Genomic DNA, 18,294 nt, shown 5'->3' with positions numbered 1-18,294 from the left:
GGGGACCGGTACAGTCCAATCCCGTGACCGCACGGCTAGCCGACATCGCAGCCCAGGCGGGGGTCAGCGAAGCCACAGTCAGCCGCGTGCTCAACGGCAAGCCCGGTGTGGCCGCAGGCACCCGCGAGTCCGTGCTGGCCGCGCTCGACGTGCTCGGCTACGAGCGCCCCGTCAAGCTGCGCCAGCGCAGCGCGGGGCTCGTCGGCCTGATAACCCCCGAGCTGGACAACCCCATCTTCCCGGCGCTCGCGCAGGTCATCGGCCAGGCGCTGACCCGGCAGGGGTACACGCCGGTGCTGGCCACGCAGACGCCCGGCGGGTCCACCGAGGACGAGCTCACCGAGATGCTGGTCGACCGCGGGGTCTCCGGCATCATCTTCGTCTCCGGGCTGCACGCCGACACCACCGCCGACATGGGCCGCTACGACCAACTCCGCGGGCAGGGCGTTCCGTACGTCCTCATCAACGGGTTCTCCGACAAGGTGCAGGCCCCCTTCGTCTCGCCGGACGACCGCGCCGCGATGCAGCTCGCCGTGACCCACCTGACCGCGCTCGGGCACACCCGGATCGGGCTCGCGGTCGGACCCAAGCGGTTCGTGCCCGTCCTGCGCAAGATCGAGGGCTTCCGGCTCGGGATGAAGGAGCGGCTCGGCCTCGACGAGGCCGAGGTCGAGGAGCTCATCCAGCACTCCCTTTACACGCTGGAGGGCGGGCAGGCCGCCGCGGCCGCGCTCATCTCGCGCGGCTGCACGGCCATCGTGTGCGCGAGCGACATGATGGCGCTCGGGGCGATCCGGGCGGCCCGGCAGCAGGGGCTGCGGGTGCCGCAGGACGTCTCGGTCGTCGGCTTCGACGACTCCCCTCTCATAGCGTTCACCGATCCGCCGCTCACCACCATCCGGCAGCCCGTGCAGGCCATGGGGCAGGCCGCGGTCCGCACGCTCCTCGAGGAGATCGGCGGTACGCCGGCCCCGCACAGCGAGTTCGTCTTCCTGCCCGAACTGGTGGTCCGCGGATCCACCGCCTCCGGTCCGCAGCTGGGGGCACCTCCCGGCCGAAGGCTGGGGGCACCTCCCGGCCGAAGGCTGGGGGAGTAGGGGACCGTCTCGTCCCCAGGGGTGAGCCGCTGCGCCGGAGACCCTCCCGAGGGATGATCGGAGGCGAGAACGCATCTGGCAGACTCTTTCCCCATGGGTGAATCGAGCGTGAAGACACTGGAAACCCGGACGGAAGTCTCGTCACCCGAGGTGACCGAGAGCCAGACTCGTCCGGGCGATCAGCGCACCCATTTGTCCCGGTTGCGAGCCCCGCGCCGGCCCCGGATCTGGTTCGAGATCCTGCTCATCGGGGTCAGTTACTGGACGTACTCGCTCATCCGCAACGCGGTGCCCGAGCAGAAGACGGACGCCCTCGCGAACGCCGACTGGCTGTGGGACCTCGAGCGCACCCTCGGGATCGCGGTGGAGCAATCGGTCAACCACGCCGTGAACTCGGTGACGTGGCTGGTCGTCGGCATGAACTACTACTACGCCACGCTCCACTTCGTCGTGACCATCGGCGTCCTGGTCTGGATCTACCGCTTCCATCCGGGGCGCTACGCGGCCACGCGCCTGGTCCTCTTCGCCACCACGGGCGTGGCCCTGGTCGGCTACTACTTCTTCCCGCTCGCGCCGCCCCGGCTGATGAACGGGCAGAGCTTCGTCGACACCGTGCTGGTCCACCACACCTGGGGCTCCATGGCCTCCGGCAACCTCAAGCACATGTCGAACCAGTACGCGGCCATGCCCTCCATGCACATAGGGTGGTCGCTCTGGTGCGGGCTGACGATCTTCGCGGTCGCCTCCGCCCCCTGGGCCCGGATCCTCGGCCTGCTCTACCCGACGGCCACCCTCGTGGTGATCGTGGCCACCGCCAACCACTTCTGGCTGGACGCCGTGGGCGGCATGCTCTGCCTGGCGTTCGGCTACACGGTCTCGCGCAGCTGGTACGGCTCGCTGCCGCACCGGCTGCCGCGCGAGCCCGAGACCACCGACCCGCACCCGGCGACGGCGGCCCTGCTGAACCGGTTCCGCAGGGCTTAGACCCGGCTTAGACCCCGCGGTGGGTGATCCGGCCGCCCGACATCGTGAGCCGGATCGGGGCCTCGGCCAGTTCGTCCGGGGCGGTGTCCACCGGGTCGAGCGCGAAGGCCGTCAGATCCGCCCGGAAGCCGGCCGCGATCCGGCCCGCCACCTGCTGCTCCCCGGCCGCGAGCGCGGCGTGCGAGGTCATGCCCTCCAGGGCCATCAGCCCCGTCAGGGCGGGTCCGGCGGCGGCCGCGCCCAGCGGGCTGCGGGCGATGGCCACAGCTGGTCGAGGTCCCGGACGGCGGAGAGGTCGGTTCCGGTGGCCATCTCGATACCCCAGACGGGGTGCCTGTGGGCATCGGTCAGGCCGGAGTGGGCCAGGTCCGCAGGAGCTTGCGGGCGGCTCCGCTGTTTCCGAGCTGGTAGGCGGCGACGGCGGCCGGGCGGACGGTGAAGGCGTCGAGCGGCTCGGCCTCGATGGCCTCGAGGTCGTCGAGGGTGGCGAAGCCGACGGTGATGTGGGCGGTGTACCGGCCGGGCCCGATCTGGGCGGGGACGTAGCCGTCGACCCAGTCGAGGGTGCTCTGGCTGATGGACTCGCCGGGGTCGGTGACGAAGGCAGCGGGCGTGCCGCCGGACCCGGTGAACGGGGTGATCGCGGCCGGCAGCGCGGCCTGGAAGGCGAGGACCTGCGGACCGGGTCGCAGCAGGATGACCGCGAGGCCTTGGCCGGGCACGCCCCCGTCGGCGTGTCCGATGGCGACGGCCCGGTAGGAGAGGGTGCTCGTGTCGGTCGCGGCCAGGGTCCGGTGGACGGCGTCGTACGCGCGGTCCAGGTCGGTGGTGCGGACGGAGCGCTGGAGGGTGGTGACGTGCGGTCGGCGGAACGGGACCAGGGGTTCTTCGAGAGCCTCGAGATCGCGTCGTTTGCGAACGCCGACGCAACGGCGTCCATGAGGCAATGGTCGCTCCGGACGGCAGCGGGCGCTTTCAGGAGCGGGGACGACCTGCCGTGCGCGGCCCCCGCCATCGCTCCAGCAGCCCGCGCCGGGCAGGGGGCACGGGCGCCGCGGATGCCGGTACGGGGCCCGCGCTCGGGCCGATCCGTTCCAGGGCCTCGGTGAGGGTGCGGACGTAGGCCTCGTCGGCGAGGATCCGCACGCCGTCGTAGGGGTGGCTGAGACGTTTCTCGGCTGCCAGGATCCGGCGCAGCAGGGGCGCCGCGGCGGCGGCTGGGGCGCCGATCGCGCCGAGACGGCGGACGGCTTCCCGGGTCGGCAGGGCCGGGTTCCCGGTCCAGACCGGGTCCACCTCCGCCAGCAGCACCGGTACGGCGGGTTCCGGGTCTCCGGTGATCCGCCAGTACGCGTGCGCCGCGGCGACCCGGGTCCACGCGCCGGGGGATTCCAACAGGCCGCGCACGGTGTCCGCGTGCGCGGCGGCCAGCGGGCCGAGATCGGCGAGGAAGGGCAGACCGTGGCTGCCGCTCCCGGATCCCACGGCCGCCCCGCACACGTCGAGGGCGAGGGTGGGGTCGCCGGTGACCCTCCAGTGCGCCCAGGCGGCCATCCGTGGGTGGTGGCGGCCCGCGAGCTCGGCCCGGCCGGTGGCGTACTCGGCCAGCCGGTCCGCGGCGACGGCCGCAGCGGGACCGATCCGGCCGAGGACGCGCAGGGCGTCGTAGGCGTACGGCGTCTCCAGGTACCGGACCACCTCGGGCACGGCGGGCGCGGAGGCCGGGCCCAAGAGCGCGAGGAGTTCGAGCATGAAGCCCGCCTGGTGCGGGGGCGGTTCGCTCCGCAGGCCGGGCAGGATCGAGGGGAGCAGGTCCGCGGCGGGCAGCGCGGCGAGGCGGGGGGCCCAAGGGCGGTTGTACGGGAGCCGGTTGTCCTTCGCAATGCGCCCCAGCGCCGGCAGCGCCCGGACGTCACCCATCCCTGCCAGGGCGAGCGCGAGCTCCTCGACGTTCCCGAGCCGCGTGGCGAGGGCCTTGGCCAACCGATCGGCGTGCGCGGAAACGGCGGAGCCGGCCTGGGCCACCGTCTTGGCTGCGTCCCAGCTGCTGCCCAGGGGATTGCAGGCGGCCCTGACGACGACCTCCCAGCACTCCGGATCCGGCCGCCGGTAGCGGACAACGGCCTTGACGGCCGAACCCAGTGCCGTCACGCGGTGGCGTGAGTGACGAACCCGATCCAGGCAGCCGGAGTGACGGCCAGCCGCCCGTCTTCGGGCCTCTTGGAGTCCCGGACGAGGATGGTCCCGGGGATCCGGGCGACCTCGACGCAGTCGGCTCCGTCGGCGGTGCTGTAGCTGCTCTTGGTCCAGGCGACCTCGACGCACTCAGGCCCGTCGTTGGTGCTGTAGCTGCTCTTCGCCCAAGTCAGTACGGAAGGGCCCTCGGCCGATGGCTTGATACTCATGTCTCCCCCAGGACCTTCTCGATGAACGTCAGCGATTCACGAGGCGTCAGAGCCTGTGCCCGGATCATGCCATATCGCATGTCGAGGATCTGGACCTCTTTGGGATCGGTGATCAAACGACTGGCCATCTGAACGTCGTTGTGCCCGACCGTCGTCCCGTCCCTGAGTCGCATGACCTTGAACGAAGCGGCGAGCGCGGAATGCTCCTCCACCGCGATGGGCATGACCTGGATCTCCACGTTCCGCAGGCTGCCGACCTCCAACAGGTGCTCCAGTTGGCGACGCAGCACCATCTTGCCCCCGATGGGCCGCCTGAGAACAGCCTCTTCCTGCACGACGCTCAGCAGCGGGGCCGGATGCTGCCGGAGGATCTTCTGACGCTGCATCCTCGCCGTGACCAGGCGCTCAATCTCATCCTCCGAGAACATGGGGCGCCTGAGGCCGAATAGGGCGCGAGCGTACTCCTCTGTCTGGAGCAGCCCTGTCACCACCACGTATTCGTAGGATCCGATCTCGACAGCCTCGGATTCCAACTTGGCCAGATCCCGCACCTTCTTGGGGTAGTGGGCCTTTTCGACGTCCACCTTCATCGCGGCGATCTTCCCGCCCGCTCCAAGAACCTTGTCCGCCTTGTCCAGGAACTCCGGACGCGGAATGCGGGTGCCACTCTCGATCTTGCGGGTCAGGTCCGCCCCGTAACCCATCTGTTCAGCGAAAGTGGATCGGTCGAGTCCGGCCGCCTCCCGCCACATTTTCAACTGGCGTCCCACCGCCGCCACGACCGCCCCCGATTCGTCATCCGGGTCGAGTGCCCAGCTCGACTCATCGGTGCCCTCTGCGCTCACTGCCACCTCCGTTGGCCTTCAACTCCGTTCAGGCTACGCACGGGTGGCCGCGCCGAGTCACGTGAATCAGGAAATCCGTTTTCACCGGATCGAGGTTTCCACGACCCGGTGGGCCAATATCCGGAACCGCTCGACGCCTAAAGATAAACAACCGGGGGAAATGACCTCTCCCAACCTCCCCCCTCCCCCTCTCACCCGGATGGGTGAATCACCCCAACCTGGCTGGCGCATATGACAATTCACCAGGCAGTCTGGCTCTAGACAACCCCCATAAACGCGAACGGCCCCCGCACGGGACGGCAATCCCGCCCGAGGGCCTCGCCGCTGAGGAAGTAGGAGTCTTCCCGTGGCTGAACAGCAGCTTAGCGCGCCCTCGTGCGCTCCGTACCGCATTGCGAGGCCCGGTGTCATGCACGAGAAAGACCGGCAGCCCGAGCGCTACGTCAAGATCGGCAACCACCTCGCCCAGCACAGCGAGTTGAGCCTGACGGCGATCGGCCTGTCCACCTACATCCAGTCCCTGCCCACCGGCGCCGATGTGTCGATCAAGGCCCTGGCGCAGCGGTTCACCGAGGGCGAGACCCGCATCGCTTCGGCCCTGCGGGAACTGGAAGCCCACGGCTACCTCTCCCGTACCCGGGAGCGGCTCCCTTCGGGACAGATCGTCACCCGTACGGTGTCGTACAACAACCCGCCCGCAAGGCGGTTGAAGGCGGCGGAGCGCCCTGTCCCGCCCCCCGCAACGGCACCCGCACCGGCCCGGAGGCAGACTCCGGACCCCGACCCGGAGCCTGAACCGGAACCCGAACCCGCCCCGGCCGCCTCCGAAGTCGAGCTCCAAGCCCAGGAACTGCTGGCCCGGCTGCGGCTGCGCGATCCCCGGCTGGTGCTGTCCACGCGCGACACCGTACGGCTGGCGCCCGCGGCGGCCGTGTGGCTGGAGCGCGGGCTGACCCCGAGCGCCGTCGCCGCCGTCCTGACCCGCTCGCTGCCGGTGGTGTCCATCCACTCCCCGGCGGCCCTGCTCGCCCACCGTCTACGGGAACTGGTCCCGCCCCGGCTTCCGGACCCCGCCCCGGCGCACCCCGTACCCACGGACCGCGAGATCCATCCCCTCCGTACCTGTGACGGCTGCGACCGCGCCTTCCGCTCACCCGTCCCGGGCCGCTGCCGCGACTGCCCGCCCGCGGACGCGCGGGCGGCGTAGACCCGCCGGGTGTGTGGGCGGTTGGAGTAACCCCGGGTGCGCTCCCCCGGCGGGGCCCTGAGGGTGGGTGCATGAGCAGGCGCAGGGTGGTGGTGCAGGCGCCCGACGAGCGCGGTCTGCGTCAGGTCACCATCGACGGCGCACCGGCGGGCAGCGCCTGGTCGCAGCGTGATCTGCGCAGGCAGCTGCACCGCGCGGGACTGCCGGGTGACATGGACCTGGAGGACCGGGCCGCCGTGTCCTGGCGCGGGGCGGACAGCGCCACCTGGCCCGACCACGCGGGACGCCGGCGCGCCACGATCGCGCTGATGGCCGCCGGGCTGATCGTGTCCGCGCTCCTCCTCGCCGACATCGGCATGGTGGACGCGCTGGGCGCACTGACCTTCGCGGGGCGTCTGACCGGATTCCTGTTCGTGCTCTCGGGAGCCGTGCAGGCGGTCGCGGCGGCTGCGGTGTTCGACTTCTGGGGGAAGCGGACCCTGCGGTACTCGGGCGCGTTGGTGATGGTGGGCGTGCTCATCGCGGTGGCGACGGAGGGCCTGCTGCTGGCGGTCTGGTTCGAAGAGCGGGAGTGGACTCCGTACCTGCCGGTGTTCGTCGCGCTCTCGCTCTGGTGTCTGTGGGCGGTGTGGGCGATCTGGCGGGAGCGGGCCTGGAAAGGGATCGCCCATCCGAAGAGTTTCACCGCGGGTGTGGTGGCGACCGCTCTGCTGACCCTGGCCAACTTCTCCTACTCGGCCTTGTACCAGCCCTACGCGGCGCTCTTCCATTTCAAGGTGGAGGCGAAATTCGGGACGCCGACCCGGGATCCCGAACTCCCCCTCATCTATCTTCCGGTCAAGCTCCGCGTGGTGAACGACGGGGTCGTTCCCGCCTACATCCTCAACAGCAACTACCGGGTTCAGGGACGGCAGTCCGTATTCGACGGGAAGAAGACCGAGCCGGACCAGAAGGACTGGCGGGCCGATGCGGAGCTGGGGATCAACACGGAGCTTCACATGCGGCCCGTCGGGTACCGGAATGTCGATGCCGGACCGGTCGCCCCGACGGGCGCCTGGATCGCGCCCGGAACCACCTTCACCACCGAGCGAGTGGTCCACATCCCCACGGACGCAACGTACGACCTCGTCTCGACCTCCGCATCGGTCGCATTCCTGAGGGCGGACCGCGGAAAGATGGACGAAAGATTCAAGTTTCCGATCTTCTCATGGCGCGAGAAGACGGACAGGTTCTTCGATTGCTCCGCCACCCCCTGCCCCGACTACGTCATGAACCACGCGAGGGTGCACCACAACAACAACATCCTCAACGTGACACGCAGGCCGCGCTACATCAGTTCGGACCGATGGATCACCAAGACGGACAGCGGCTTCGCCACCAGCATTTCCTCGTTCGATTCCAGGGGCCATCTGTCGTCCGACGCCGAGTCCGCGGAGAGGTACGGCGTCGACGAGTACTTCTCGGGGAACACTGCGATCCCCTACGCCTCGCTGCTGGCCGCGAAGCGCTCCTGAGTCCGGCTGGGGAGCCCGGCTCGGGTCGGGCTCAGGACAACGCTCAGGCTCCGTAGAAGAGGTCCTCCACGACCCCCCGCGCGCGGCGCGTGATGCGGCGGTAGTCGTCGAGCAGTTCGCCGACCGTGCCCTCCGCGTAGCCGAGGTAGCGGCCGACGGCTGCCAGTTCCCGGGCCTCCGAGGGGAAGGTGTCCCCGGCCCGGCCGCGGACCAGCATCACCGCGTTGCGGACCCGGGTGGCGAGCACCCAGGCCTCGTCCAGGATCTGCACCTCCTCGGCCGGGATCAGCCCGGCCGCGTGGGCGGCGGCCAGGGCCTCGCGGGTACGGGTGGTGCGCAGGCCGGGCTCCGACCAGGCGTGCTGCATCTGGATCAGCTGCACGGTCCACTCGACGTCGCTGAGGCCGCCGCGGCCCAGTTTGGTGTGGAGCGTGGGGTCGGCGCCGCGTGGCAGCCGCTCGGATTCCATGCGGGCCTTCAGGCGGCGGATCTCCCGTACGGCGTCCTCGCCAAGGCCCTCCGCCGGGTAGCGCAGCGGGTCGATGAGCTCGATGAAGCGGGCGCCGAGTTCGGCGTCGCCCGCGACGGACTGGGCGCGCAGCAGGGCCTGGCTCTCCCAGGTCAGGGACCAGCGCCGGTAGTACGCGGCATACGAGGACAGGGTGCGTACGAGCGGGCCGGAGCGGCCTTCCGGGCGCAGGTCGGCGTCGATGAGCAGCGGCGGGTCGGCGGTGGGGAGTTGGAGCAGCCTGCGCATTTCGGCGATGACGGCCTGGGCGGCTTTTGCGGCTTCTTGTTCGTCGACGCCCTCGCGGGGTTCGTGGACGAACAGGACGTCGGCGTCGGATCCGTAGCCGAGTTCGTGGCCGCCGAAGCGGCCGACGCCGATGATCGCGAAGCGGGTCGGCAGGGTCTCGCCCCAGTGGTCGTGGACGGCGGCGCGCAGGGCTCCGGCGATGGTCGCGGCGGTGAGGTCGGAGACGGCGTTGCCGACCCGGTCGACGAGGGCGCCGGGGTCCTCCTCGGCCGGGCTGTCCTCCGTACCGTAGGAGCGGATGATGTCGGCGGCGGCCGTACGGAAGAGCTCGCGGCGGCGGACCCCGCGGGCGGCGGCGACGCCGGCCTCGGGGCTGTCGGCGCGCCCGACGGCGGCTAGCACCTCCTGCTCCAGGGCCTCGTGCGTACGGGGTCCGAGCCCGCCGGGGTCGCCGAGCAGGGCGACGGCCTCGGGAGCGCGCATCAGCAGGTCGGGGGCGAGCCGGCCGGCGGACAGGACGCGGGCCAGGTTCTCGGCGGCGGCGCCCTCGTCGCGGAGCAGACGCAGGTACCAGGGGGTCTTGCCGAGGGCGTCGGAGACCTTGCGGAAGTTCAGCAGGCCGGCGTCCGGGTCGGCTGAGTCGGCGAACCAGCCGAGCATGACGGGGAGCAGGGTGCGCTGGATGGCGGCCTTGCGGGTGACTCCGGAGGCGAGGGCTTCGAGGTGGCGCAGGGCCGAGGCCGGGTCGGCGTAGCCGAGGGCTTCGAGCCGCTGGCCGGCGGCGCGCGGGGAGAGCCGGGTCTCGCCGGGGGTGAGCTGGGCGACGGCGTCGAGGAGCGGCCGGTAGAAGAGCTTCTCGTGCAGGCGCCGGACCACGGAGGCGTGCCGGCGCCAGGCCTTGTTGAGCTCGACGACGGGTTCGGTGCGCAGGCCGAGGGAGCGGCCGAGGCGGCGCAGGTCGGCCTCGTCCTCGGGGACGAGGTGGGTGCGGCGCAGCCGGTAGAGCTGGATGCGGTGTTCCATGGCGCGCAGGAAGCGGTACGCGTCGTTCAGCTGGGCGGCGTCGGTGCGGCCGACGTAGCCACCGGCGGCGAGGGCGTGCAGGGCGTCGAGGGTGCTGCCGGAGTGCAGGCCGGCGTCGCTGCGGCCGTGGACGAGCTGGAGCAGCTGGACGGCGAACTCGACGTCGCGCAGGCCGCCGGGGCCGAGCTTGAGCTCGCGGTCGACCTGCGAGGCGGGGATGTTGTCGACGACGCGGCGGCGCATCTTCTGGACGTCGGCGACGAAGTTCTCGCGTTCGGCGGCCTGCCAGACGAGGGGCGTTATGGCGTCGATGTACTGGGCGCCGAGGTCCGGGTCGCCGGCCACGGCGCGGGCCTTGAGCAGGGCCTGGAACTCCCAGGTCTTGGCCCAGCGCTGGTAGTAGGCGAGGTGGGAGGCCAAGGTGCGGACGAGGGGGCCGTTGCGGCCCTCGGGGCGCAGGTTGGCGTCGACGGGCCAGATGGTGCCTTCGATGGTGGTCTCGGAGCAGATGCGCATGAGGTGGGAGGCGAGGCGGGTGGCGGCCTGGACGGCCTTTGCCTCGTCGGCTCCGTTCGGCGCGTCGCCGACGAAGATGACGTCGACGTCGGAGACGTAGTTCAGCTCGTTGCCGCCGCACTTGCCCATGGCGATGACGGCGAGCCGGCAGGCGGCGGCGTCGCCGGGGGCGGCGGCGGACGCGATCCGCAGGGCCGCGCGGAGGGTTGCGGTGGCGAGGTCGGCGAGCTCGGCGGCGGTCTGGGCGACGTCGATGGTGCCGCAGACGTCGCGGGCGGCGATGGAGAGCAGGCAGCGGCGGTAGGCCACGCGCAGGGCGATGGGGTCGTGGGCCTGGCTCAGCCCGTGCTCGAACTCGGCGAGGCCGGGATGCAGGTCGGCGGCCTCGTACGTGACGAGCGCGTGCCAGTCGCGGGGGTGGCGGGCGAGGTGGTCGGCGAGCGCCTCGGACGCGCCGAGCACGCCGAGGAGGCGGTCGCGGAGCGGTTTGGCGCTGACGAGGGTGTCGAGGAGTACGGGCCGTTCGTCGTCGCTCTGCGCCTCGGCGAGCCGGACCAGCCCGAGGAGGGCGAGATCCGGATCGGCGGTCGCCCCGAGGGCGTCGAGGAGCACCGGGTCGGTGCGTACGGAGGCCAGCGCCTCGGAGTCGAGCAGCCGGGCCGCGGCCGAGGGGTCGGTGAAGCCGCTGCGCAGCAGCCGGATGAAGGTGCTGCTCCTGCGTCCCGGGACTGTCATCCCGCCGCCTCCCGCGTACGTCGCCGCCACTGCCCAAGCGTGCCTGGAAGGAGCCTAGCCGGAGCAGGCGTTCGACTCACCGGCGTGGGTGGACACGTATCATGGGGCGGATTATCGGATTATCTGAATATTTATTCGGAACATCCCATTCCGTTTACGTGCCCCTCCTTCGGGCCCGCTCCCCGCCCGACCGCCCCCAAGGACGCACATGCCCGACGGACCCCCCGCCCCGGGCCCCTGGCTTCCCAACGACCCGGGAGCCTCGCCGTATCCGGGACAGGCCGGAGGGTCATGGGGCCCGGCGGGGCCCGAAGCCGCTCGGCCGGGCCACCGGTCGGGGGCCACCGACCAGCCCACCGGGCGCGCTTCGCGCCGTTCCGACACCGACCGGCCGCCCACTCCCGGCGGCCGCCGAGCCGCACGGCGTTCCCGTACCGCCGTCCCCGCAGACGCAGCCGCAGCCGCCGGCCGCCGCGCCGACGCCGGATCGGGCAGCGGGCGGGCCTCCCACCGTGCCGGCAGGGCCGGATCCTCGCGACGCCGGGGGCGGCGCAATGGGGGGCGGGTCGTCAAGGGCGTGGGGCTCTGTGCCGCCATCGCCGCCTGCGGCGTGTTCGTGCTCCGCGCCGGCGAGGCGAGCGGAGGCATCGCCGACGGGAAGGCCGCCCCCGCGGCCACCGCCGACGCGCCCGACCCCGGCCGGGTGCTGCAGATCGTCGCCCACCCCGACGACGACCTGTACTTCATGAACCCGGACCTGCGGTATTCCATAGCCGCCGGCCACCCCGTCACCACGGTCTACCTCACCGCCGGCGAGGCGGACGGCATCAACGCCACCGAAGGCAAGCAGGCCTCCACCCCGCCCAACAAGCCCGCCTACGCCGAGGCCCGCCAGAACGGCATCCGCGCCGCCTACGCCAAGATGGCCACCGGCGACCGCAGCAGCGCCTGGAAGCGCACCGTCGTCCCCACCAAGGGCGGCGGCCACGCCGAGGTCGACGTGCTCGTCGCCAAGCCCGAGGTCAACCTCGTCTGGCTGCAGCTGCGCGAGGCCGGCACCGTCTACGACAGCGCCCCGGACAGCCTGCACGGCCTGTGGGACGGCAAGATATCCGCGCTCGGCGCGCAGCTCGCCTCCGGCACCCCCGTCAAACAGCGGTTCTCGTACTCGAAGGAGCAGGTCGTCCAGACGATCGCCGGCGTCCTGGAGCAGTACAAGCCGACCACCGTCCGCGCCCAGGACCCCACGCCCGGCCGGTTCCCCGACAAGCGGTACACCGACCATCAGGACCATTTCTACGGGGCCCGTTTCGTCCAGGCCGCCCTGGCCGCGTACGCGAAGGGCGTCGACGTCAAGGACCGCCCGCACTTCGCGGTGCAGAACTACCTCGGCTACTCCAACGGCTCTCTGCCCAGCGCCCTGGACCCGGACGAGGCCAAGGCGAAGCTGGACATCCTTGACACTTATGCCTGGCTGGACCGGCAGAACCACTGCGGCAGCGACGCCGGCTGCGGCGACCTCAAGGTGGCCGACCACCCCGCCGGAAACGGCTGGACCTCGACCGTCAACTACGCCCGCGGCACCGGCACTTCCTGGCTGACCTCCGACAAGGAGCACGGCCTGTGGGCCTTCAAGGTGCTCGACGGCCAGGTCGCCGTCTGGCACCGGTCCGGCCCGATCGGCGCCTGGAGCGGGCCGCGCCTGCTGCCCGGCACCGGCATGGACCCGGGCATCTCCACCGTCACCCTGCCGGACGGGCGGATCGCCGCCTTCGGCACCCGTACCTCCTTCGGCGCGCGGCCGACGGACTACCGGCGCGAGGTCGGGTACGTCGTCCAGAAGGGCCCGGGCACGGAGGAGTTCGGGGACTGGCAGTCGCTGGGCACGCCCGAGAGCGCGGACGAGAACTGGACCTCCGACATCAGCGCCCCCGCCGTCTCGGTCGACGGCACGGGCCAGTTGGCGGCGTACGTCCGCGACGGCGCGTCCGCCCTGCGCGGGCGCGTGCAGCTCGCGAACGGCACCTGGGGCCCGTGGGCGCAGTTCGGCGGCGCCGACCTGCACGGCACGCCGGTCACCGCCACGGACGGCGCCGGGCGGCGCATGGTGTTCGCGGCCACGACCAAGTCGGTGCTGGGCTGGGCGCAGCCGAAGCCGGGCGCGCCGCTGGGACCGGCCACGCCCACGGGGCTGCCGGACACGACGCTGCCGCTCACCGCGGAGGGGCGCGAGGGCGGCGTGCGGCTGTGGTTCCGCAAGCCGGGCTCGGGCAACGTCCGTACCGCCCTGGTGACGGGCGACGGCGGGCTGAAGGTCAACCACCTCACCGACCTCGGCGGGCTCCAGGGCTTCGGCGCGGTGGCGGCGAGCGGGCATGTGCTGGCCGGCCGCTCGGCGGGCGGTCAGCTGGGCTCGGACCTCGGGTCGGGGCGGCCGTGGGAGCGGTCGCCGCTGATGTTCGTCGGGGCCCCGTCTTCCACGACGACCGGCCGGAACACGGTCAGCCTGGCGGTGGTGGGGCTCGACGCGCGGCTGTACGTGACCTCCTCGGCGGACGACGCGAACGCGCACCTGGCGCCGTGGCTGCCGGTGGGGCCGCGGAACACGGGCCGCTGAGAGTCCTTCTCCGGCGGACCAAGTGCGTCCACATCCTGGGCACTTACACGGATCAAAAGGTCACACGCCACAATCGCATCCGGTCGTTTCCGGAAAGCAGGAGTCATCGGGCCCATCGGTGAACCAAGTCCCCCGATTTGGCCTCTCACTGACTGAGCTGACTGAACTGCCGTTCTTCCCGCCCGGAACGACCCCAAGGCGTGACCGATGCCGATTGCCCGTCGCCGTTTCCTCCTCGCGGCCCTCCTTCCCGTACTCACCGTCGGTGCCACCGGCGTGCTCGCCGTCGCCACCGGCCAGCAGACGTCGGCCGAGGCCACCCAGGAACAGGGCACCGGGTCCCGTGCCGTCGCACTCCCGGCGAGCACCACCTCCGGATCGGTCGTCCAGGTCGTCGCCCACCCCGACGACGACCTGTTCTTCATGAACCCGGACCTCAGCCGCTCGCTGACGGCCGGGCTCCAACTCACCACCGTCTACCTGACCTCCGGCGAGGCCGACGGCCGCAACGAGGCCAACGGGGCCGGCGCCAAGGACCCGGAGCAGCCCGCCGACCGCGCCCACTACGCGGAGGCCCGGCAGAACGGCATCCGCTCCGCGTACGCCCAGATGGCCACCGGGGACCGCACCAGCCCGTGGAAGCGCACGGTCATACCCACCGCGGGCGGCGGCCATGCCGAGCTCGACGTGCTGATCGCCCGGCCGCAGGTCAACCTGGTCTGGCTGCAGCTGCGCGAGGCCCGCAACCCCACCGCGGAGAACCCGGACAGCCTGCGCGGCCTGTGGAACGGCAAGATACCCGCGCTCGGCGCCCAGCTGTCCTCCGGAAGCCCGGCCAAACAGCCGTACACGTACACCAAGGACCAGGTGATACAGGCGATAGCCGGGCTGCTCGGGGTCTACAAGCCGACGACGATACGCATGCAGGACCCGACGCCGGGCCGGTACCACGACACCGGCAAGTACACCGACCACCAGGACCACATGTACGGCGCCCGCTTCGTGCAGGCCGCCACCGCCGCGTACGCCGCCCAGGTCGGCGACCGCCCGCGGTTCTCGGTGCAGAACTACCTCGGCTACCACAACGGCACCCTCCCGCACGCCCTGGACCCGCAGACGGCCGAGATGAAGATCGGCTACCTCAAGACGTACGCCTGGCTCGACCACCAGAACTACTGCGGCAGCCCCTCCGGTTGCGGCGACCGCAAGGTCGCGAGCAGCCCCACCGGCCGCAACTGGGCCCAGTCGCTGCGCTACGCCCGCGCCGACACCACCTCCTGGCTGGTGGCGGGCGCCCCCGGCCGGCTCTACGCCTTCGCCGCCCTGGACGGCCGGATGGCCGTCTGGACCCGGCAGGACGGCCCGGCCGGCTGGACCGGCCCGGTCCTGCTCCCCGGCACCGGCATCGACCCGGGCGCGAGCACCGCCCGCTTCCCCGACGGCCGCATAGCGGTCCTCGCCACCCGTACGAGCTTCGGCCCGGCGCCTGCGGACTACCGGCGCGAGATCGTGTACGCCGTCCAGGCCGCGCCGGACGGCCCGTTCGGGCCGTGGCAGTCGCTCGGCACCCCCGAGGAGGCCGACGAAGAGGGCACCTCCTCCATCAGCGCGCCCTCGGCGGCCGTCGCCGCGGACGGCCGGCTGACCGTCTACGTCCGCGACTCCCGCCGCACGCTGCGCGCCCGCGAACAGCAGCCGGACGGCATCTTCGGCCCCTGGCAGCGCCTGGGCGGCGAGGACCTGCAGAGCGACCCGGTGACGGCGGTCGACGCCGCCGGGCGGCGCCAGGTGTACGCGACCACCACCAAGTCGGTCCTGGCCTGGACCCAGCCCGCCCCGGGGGCCCCGCTCGAGGGACCGTTCCAGACGGGCCTGCCCGCCACCACGGTCCCGCTCTCGGCGGCCCCGGAGGGCGCGGGCATCCGGCTCTACTTCCGCCGCCCCGACTCGGGGGTCGTCCGTACGGCCCTGGTCACGGCGGGCCCCGGCAAACCGCAGGTCTCCAGCGTCTCGGAGGCCGGCGGCCGGGCGGGCTACGGCGCGGTCGGCGTCGCGGGCCGCCTCCTGTCGGGCCGCGCGGACACGGGCACGGTCAGCACGACGGGCCTCGGCGGCCCGCCCGCGTGGACGGAATCGAAGATGCTCTTCGCCGGCGCCCCGGCCGGCATCCTCGAACCGGCGGGCGCGACGACGACGGCGGTCCTGGGCCTGGACGCCGAACTCCACATCACCACGACCCCGCCCGCCACCCCGGACCCCGCCCACCCCTCCCGCACCACCTGGCACCGGGCGGTCCCGCCGGCGTAACCCCGCCCGTCACCGGTCGAGGCCGGAGTCGGCAACTCCCGGAAGTCGGCAACTCCCGGAGATCAGCAGCTCCCGGAGATCAGCAACTCCCGTACCTGCTCGGGCGTCCAGTGACCGGCGGCGCCCGGGCAGGCGGCCAGGTACTCGGCGATGTCCTGCTCCTCCCAGGGGCCGGACTCCAGGAGGCCGCCGGCCAGGTAGCGCAGGTACACGGCAGAGGGCGGGAGTACGTCGACCTCGCCGAGCGTCCACGGCGCGGTGAACGTCAGGACGGGGATGTCCTCGATCGTGCCGGGGCAGATCAGCGTCTCGTACCGCCCCGGCCCGAGTTCATCGCGGCCGTGCCGCAGCGCCGCCGTGAGGTCGAGGTCCGTCCCGGGTTCGTCGCCCATCTCCTGCGCGGCGATGTCGGACACCTGGCCGACCGTCACCAGGTGCGCCCGCCCGCGCATCCACCCCGGAGCCGTCGGGTCGTACAGCCCGCGGCCCCCGCCCCACACAGCGGACTCCGTGGCGAAGTACAGGCGGCCTTGCAGCTCGACCGCGAGCGAGCGCTCCGGCGCCCGCCGGTCCCGGCAGCCCGGATAGGTACGCGCCGCGCCGGCGGGGGTCCCCCCGGCGATGTACGCGGCCAGGCGGTCCATGTGCATGTTGGAGCCGTAGGAGGCGTACCAGACCCGCTCGGGCACGGGCAGCGCCCCGTCGAGCGGCGTCGCGGTGTGCACGGTCATACGCGTGTCCTCGCACCTCGGGGCCGACGGCGTCGCGCCGTCGGCCCCGAGTGGTGTTCCGGCCCGGACAAGGCTCTGACCTGCCCTTACAGCACCGGGAGGTTCTTGCGGAGTTCGAAGGCCGTGACCTCGCTGCGGTACTCCTCCCACTCCTGCTTCTTGTTGCGGAGGAAGAAGTCGAAGACGTGCTCGCCGAGGGTTTCGGCGACCAGTTCGCTGCGTTCCATCAGGGCGATGGCCTCGCCGAGGTTCTGCGGGAGGGGTTCGATGCCCATCGCGCGGCGCTCCGCGTCGGAAAGGGCCCACACGTCGTCGTCGGCGCCCGCCGGGAGTTCGTAGCCCTCCTCGATGCCCTTGAGGCCCGCCGCGAGGAGCACGGCGTACGTCAGGTACGGGTTGGCGCCCGAGTCGATCGAGCGGACCTCGACCCGCGAGGAGCCCGTCTTGCCCGGCTTGTACATCGGGACGCGGATCAGGGCCGAGCGGTTGTTGTGGCCCCAGCAGATGTACGAGGGGGCCTCACCGCCGGAACCGGCCGTGCGGGAGGAGCCGCCCCAGATGCGCTTGTAGGAGTTGACCCACTGGTTGGTGACCGCGGCCGTCTCCGCCGCGTGCTTCAGGAGGCCCGCGATGAAGGAGCGGCCGACCTTGGAGAGCTGGTACTCGGCGCCCGACTCGTAGAAGGCGTTGCGGTCCCCCTCGAAGAGGGAGAGGTGGGTGTGCATGCCCGAGCCGGGGTACTCGGAGAACGGCTTCGGCATGAAGGTGGCCTGGACGCCCTGCTCGAGCGCGACCTGCTTCATGACGAGGCGGAAGGTCATGATGTTGTCCGCCGTGGAGAGCGCGTCCGCGTAGCGGAGGTCGATCTCCTGCTGGCCCGGGGCGCCCTCGTGGTGGCTGAACTCGACCGAGATGCCCATGGATTCGAGCATGGTGATCGCCTGGCGGCGGAAGTCCATGCCGACGTTCTGCGGAGTGTGGTCGAAATAGCCGGAGTTGTCCGCCGGTACCGGGCGGGTCCCGTCCAGCGGCTTGTCCTTCAGCAGGAAGAACTCGATCTCGGGGTGGGTGTAGAAGGTGAAGCCCAGGTCGGAGGTCTTGTTCAGGATGCGCTTGAGGACGTACCGCGGGTCCGCGAAGGACGGCGACCCGTCCGGCATCAGGATGTCGCAGAACATCCGGGCGGTCCCGGGGGCCTCGGCGCGCCACGGCAGTATCTGGAACGTGCTGGGGTCCGGCTTGGCGATCATGTCGGATTCGTACACCCGCGCGAAGCCCTCGATGGCCGATCCGTCGAAGCCGATGCCCTCGTCGAAGGCCTGCTCCAGCTCGGCGGGGGCGACCGCGACGGACTTCAGGAAGCCCAGTACGTCGGTGAACCACAGGCGCACGAACCGGATGTCGCGCTCCTCGAGCGTCCGGAGGACGAATTCCTGCTGCTTGTCCATGCCTTCATCCTCGCAGTTCAGACGGCCTGTGCACCACCTCCCCCGAGGGCGGGGGCACAGTCGGGCGGGCCCAGTATCGCCAGCCGTGGTTTCCGCCACATTACGCAC

The 18,294-nt window shown here is 71.7% G+C and carries 13 protein-coding genes and 1 pseudogene; 6 read left to right on the top strand and 8 right to left on the bottom strand.

Features of this window, described 5'->3' with window-relative positions; translation table 11 throughout:
• The first annotated feature begins 23 nt into the window (after positions 1 to 23).
• Positions 24 to 1,097, top strand: a complete 1,074-nt coding sequence (locus AB0M76_RS29060; RefSeq protein ID WP_365955686.1) for a LacI family DNA-binding transcriptional regulator — start codon at positions 24 to 26, stop codon at positions 1,095 to 1,097.
• A gap of 93 nt (positions 1,098 to 1,190) precedes the next feature.
• The gene (locus AB0M76_RS29055; protein ID WP_365955685.1) at positions 1,191 to 2,081 is read left to right on the top strand and encodes a phosphatase PAP2 family protein; all 891 of its coding nucleotides are present in this window, start codon (positions 1,191 to 1,193) and stop codon (positions 2,079 to 2,081) included.
• Positions 2,082 to 2,088: 7 nt separating this feature from the next.
• Here the strand turns inward: AB0M76_RS29055 and AB0M76_RS29050 are convergent.
• The 5 genes and pseudogenes from AB0M76_RS29050 to AB0M76_RS29030 all read right to left on the bottom strand — a co-directional run.
• A pseudogene (locus tag AB0M76_RS29050) lies at positions 2,089 to 2,346 on the bottom strand (amidohydrolase family protein); the annotation flags it as partial.
• Between the two features lie 82 nt (positions 2,347 to 2,428).
• On the bottom strand, positions 2,429 to 3,028 hold the full coding sequence (locus tag AB0M76_RS29045) for a hypothetical protein (protein ID WP_365955684.1): 600 nt from the start codon (positions 3,026 to 3,028) through the stop codon (positions 2,429 to 2,431).
• Positions 3,029 to 3,056: 28 nt separating this feature from the next.
• Positions 3,057 to 4,232 carry a hypothetical protein gene (locus AB0M76_RS29040; RefSeq protein ID WP_365955683.1) on the bottom strand — a complete coding sequence of 392 codons (1,176 nt, stop codon included), beginning with the start codon at positions 4,230 to 4,232 and terminating at the stop codon, positions 3,057 to 3,059.
• Positions 4,229 to 4,486 carry a DUF397 domain-containing protein gene (locus AB0M76_RS29035; RefSeq protein ID WP_365955682.1) on the bottom strand — a complete coding sequence of 86 codons (258 nt, stop codon included), beginning with the start codon at positions 4,484 to 4,486 and terminating at the stop codon, positions 4,229 to 4,231. The genes AB0M76_RS29040 and AB0M76_RS29035 overlap by 4 nt, the downstream gene beginning before the upstream one ends.
• Complete coding sequence (locus tag AB0M76_RS29030) at positions 4,483 to 5,331, bottom strand: helix-turn-helix transcriptional regulator (RefSeq protein WP_365955681.1); 849 nt, start codon at positions 5,329 to 5,331, stop codon at positions 4,483 to 4,485. Before AB0M76_RS29030 ends, AB0M76_RS29035 begins: the two co-directional genes overlap by 4 nt.
• A gap of 409 nt (positions 5,332 to 5,740) precedes the next feature.
• On the opposite strand from AB0M76_RS29030, the gene AB0M76_RS29025 reads away from it, so the two are divergent.
• Together AB0M76_RS29025 and AB0M76_RS29020 are read left to right on the top strand one after the other, a co-directional pair.
• On the top strand, positions 5,741 to 6,538 hold the full coding sequence (locus AB0M76_RS29025; RefSeq protein WP_365955680.1) for a helix-turn-helix domain-containing protein: 798 nt from the start codon (positions 5,741 to 5,743) through the stop codon (positions 6,536 to 6,538).
• Between the two features lie 71 nt (positions 6,539 to 6,609).
• Entirely contained in the window at positions 6,610 to 8,052 is a 1,443-nt protein-coding gene (locus AB0M76_RS29020; RefSeq protein ID WP_365955679.1) for a hypothetical protein, read from the top strand.
• A gap of 43 nt (positions 8,053 to 8,095) precedes the next feature.
• Here the strand turns inward: AB0M76_RS29020 and AB0M76_RS29015 are convergent, their stop codons facing one another.
• A complete protein-coding gene (locus AB0M76_RS29015) occupies positions 8,096 to 11,083 on the bottom strand; it encodes a bifunctional [glutamine synthetase] adenylyltransferase/[glutamine synthetase]-adenylyl-L-tyrosine phosphorylase (RefSeq protein ID WP_365955678.1) in 2,988 nt (995 codons plus the stop codon).
• 577 nt (positions 11,084 to 11,660) lie between these two features.
• On the opposite strand from AB0M76_RS29015, the gene AB0M76_RS29010 reads away from it, so the two are divergent.
• Positions 11,661 to 13,700 (top strand): PIG-L family deacetylase, encoded by a 2,040-nt coding sequence (locus tag AB0M76_RS29010; protein WP_365955677.1) that lies wholly within the window; start codon positions 11,661 to 11,663, stop codon positions 13,698 to 13,700.
• A gap of 207 nt (positions 13,701 to 13,907) precedes the next feature.
• On the top strand, positions 13,908 to 16,007 hold the full coding sequence (locus AB0M76_RS29005; RefSeq protein ID WP_365955676.1) for a PIG-L family deacetylase: 2,100 nt from the start codon (positions 13,908 to 13,910) through the stop codon (positions 16,005 to 16,007).
• Positions 16,008 to 16,069: 62 nt separating this feature from the next.
• Here the strand turns inward: AB0M76_RS29005 and AB0M76_RS29000 are convergent, their stop codons facing one another.
• Positions 16,070 to 16,738, bottom strand: a complete 669-nt coding sequence (locus AB0M76_RS29000) for a histone deacetylase (protein WP_365955675.1) — start codon at positions 16,736 to 16,738, stop codon at positions 16,070 to 16,072.
• A gap of 86 nt (positions 16,739 to 16,824) precedes the next feature.
• Positions 16,825 to 18,186, bottom strand: a complete 1,362-nt coding sequence (locus AB0M76_RS28995) for a glutamine synthetase family protein (protein WP_266629799.1) — start codon at positions 18,184 to 18,186, stop codon at positions 16,825 to 16,827.
• Between the last annotated feature and the right edge of the window lie 108 nt (positions 18,187 to 18,294).

The organism is Streptomyces sp. NPDC051364 (assembly GCF_040682115.1).
Lineage (GTDB): Bacteria > Actinomycetota > Actinomycetes > Streptomycetales > Streptomycetaceae > Streptomyces.
Note: the sequence above shows the minus strand (reverse complement) of the source record. Positions and strands in the feature narration are given on the sequence as shown.

What these genes read in the sequence shown, in the direction of transcription:
- AB0M76_RS29055 (WP_365955685.1), top strand. Translation starts at nt 1,191, where the DNA reads ATGGGTGAATCGAGCGTGAAGACACTGGAAACCCGGACGGAAGTCTCG.
- AB0M76_RS29035 (WP_365955682.1), bottom strand. Translation starts at nt 4,486, where the DNA reads ATGAGTATCAAGCCATCGGCCGAGGGCCCTTCCGTACTGACTTGGGCG.
- AB0M76_RS29025 (WP_365955680.1), top strand. Translation starts at nt 5,741, where the DNA reads ATGCACGAGAAAGACCGGCAGCCCGAGCGCTACGTCAAGATCGGCAAC.
- AB0M76_RS29020 (WP_365955679.1), top strand. Translation starts at nt 6,610, where the DNA reads ATGAGCAGGCGCAGGGTGGTGGTGCAGGCGCCCGACGAGCGCGGTCTG.
- AB0M76_RS29015 (WP_365955678.1), bottom strand. Translation starts at nt 11,083, where the DNA reads ATGACAGTCCCGGGACGCAGGAGCAGCACCTTCATCCGGCTGCTGCGC.
- AB0M76_RS29005 (WP_365955676.1), top strand. Translation starts at nt 13,908, where the DNA reads ATGCCGATTGCCCGTCGCCGTTTCCTCCTCGCGGCCCTCCTTCCCGTA.
- AB0M76_RS29000 (WP_365955675.1), bottom strand. Translation starts at nt 16,738, where the DNA reads ATGACCGTGCACACCGCGACGCCGCTCGACGGGGCGCTGCCCGTGCCC.
- AB0M76_RS28995 (WP_266629799.1), bottom strand. Translation starts at nt 18,186, where the DNA reads ATGGACAAGCAGCAGGAATTCGTCCTCCGGACGCTCGAGGAGCGCGAC.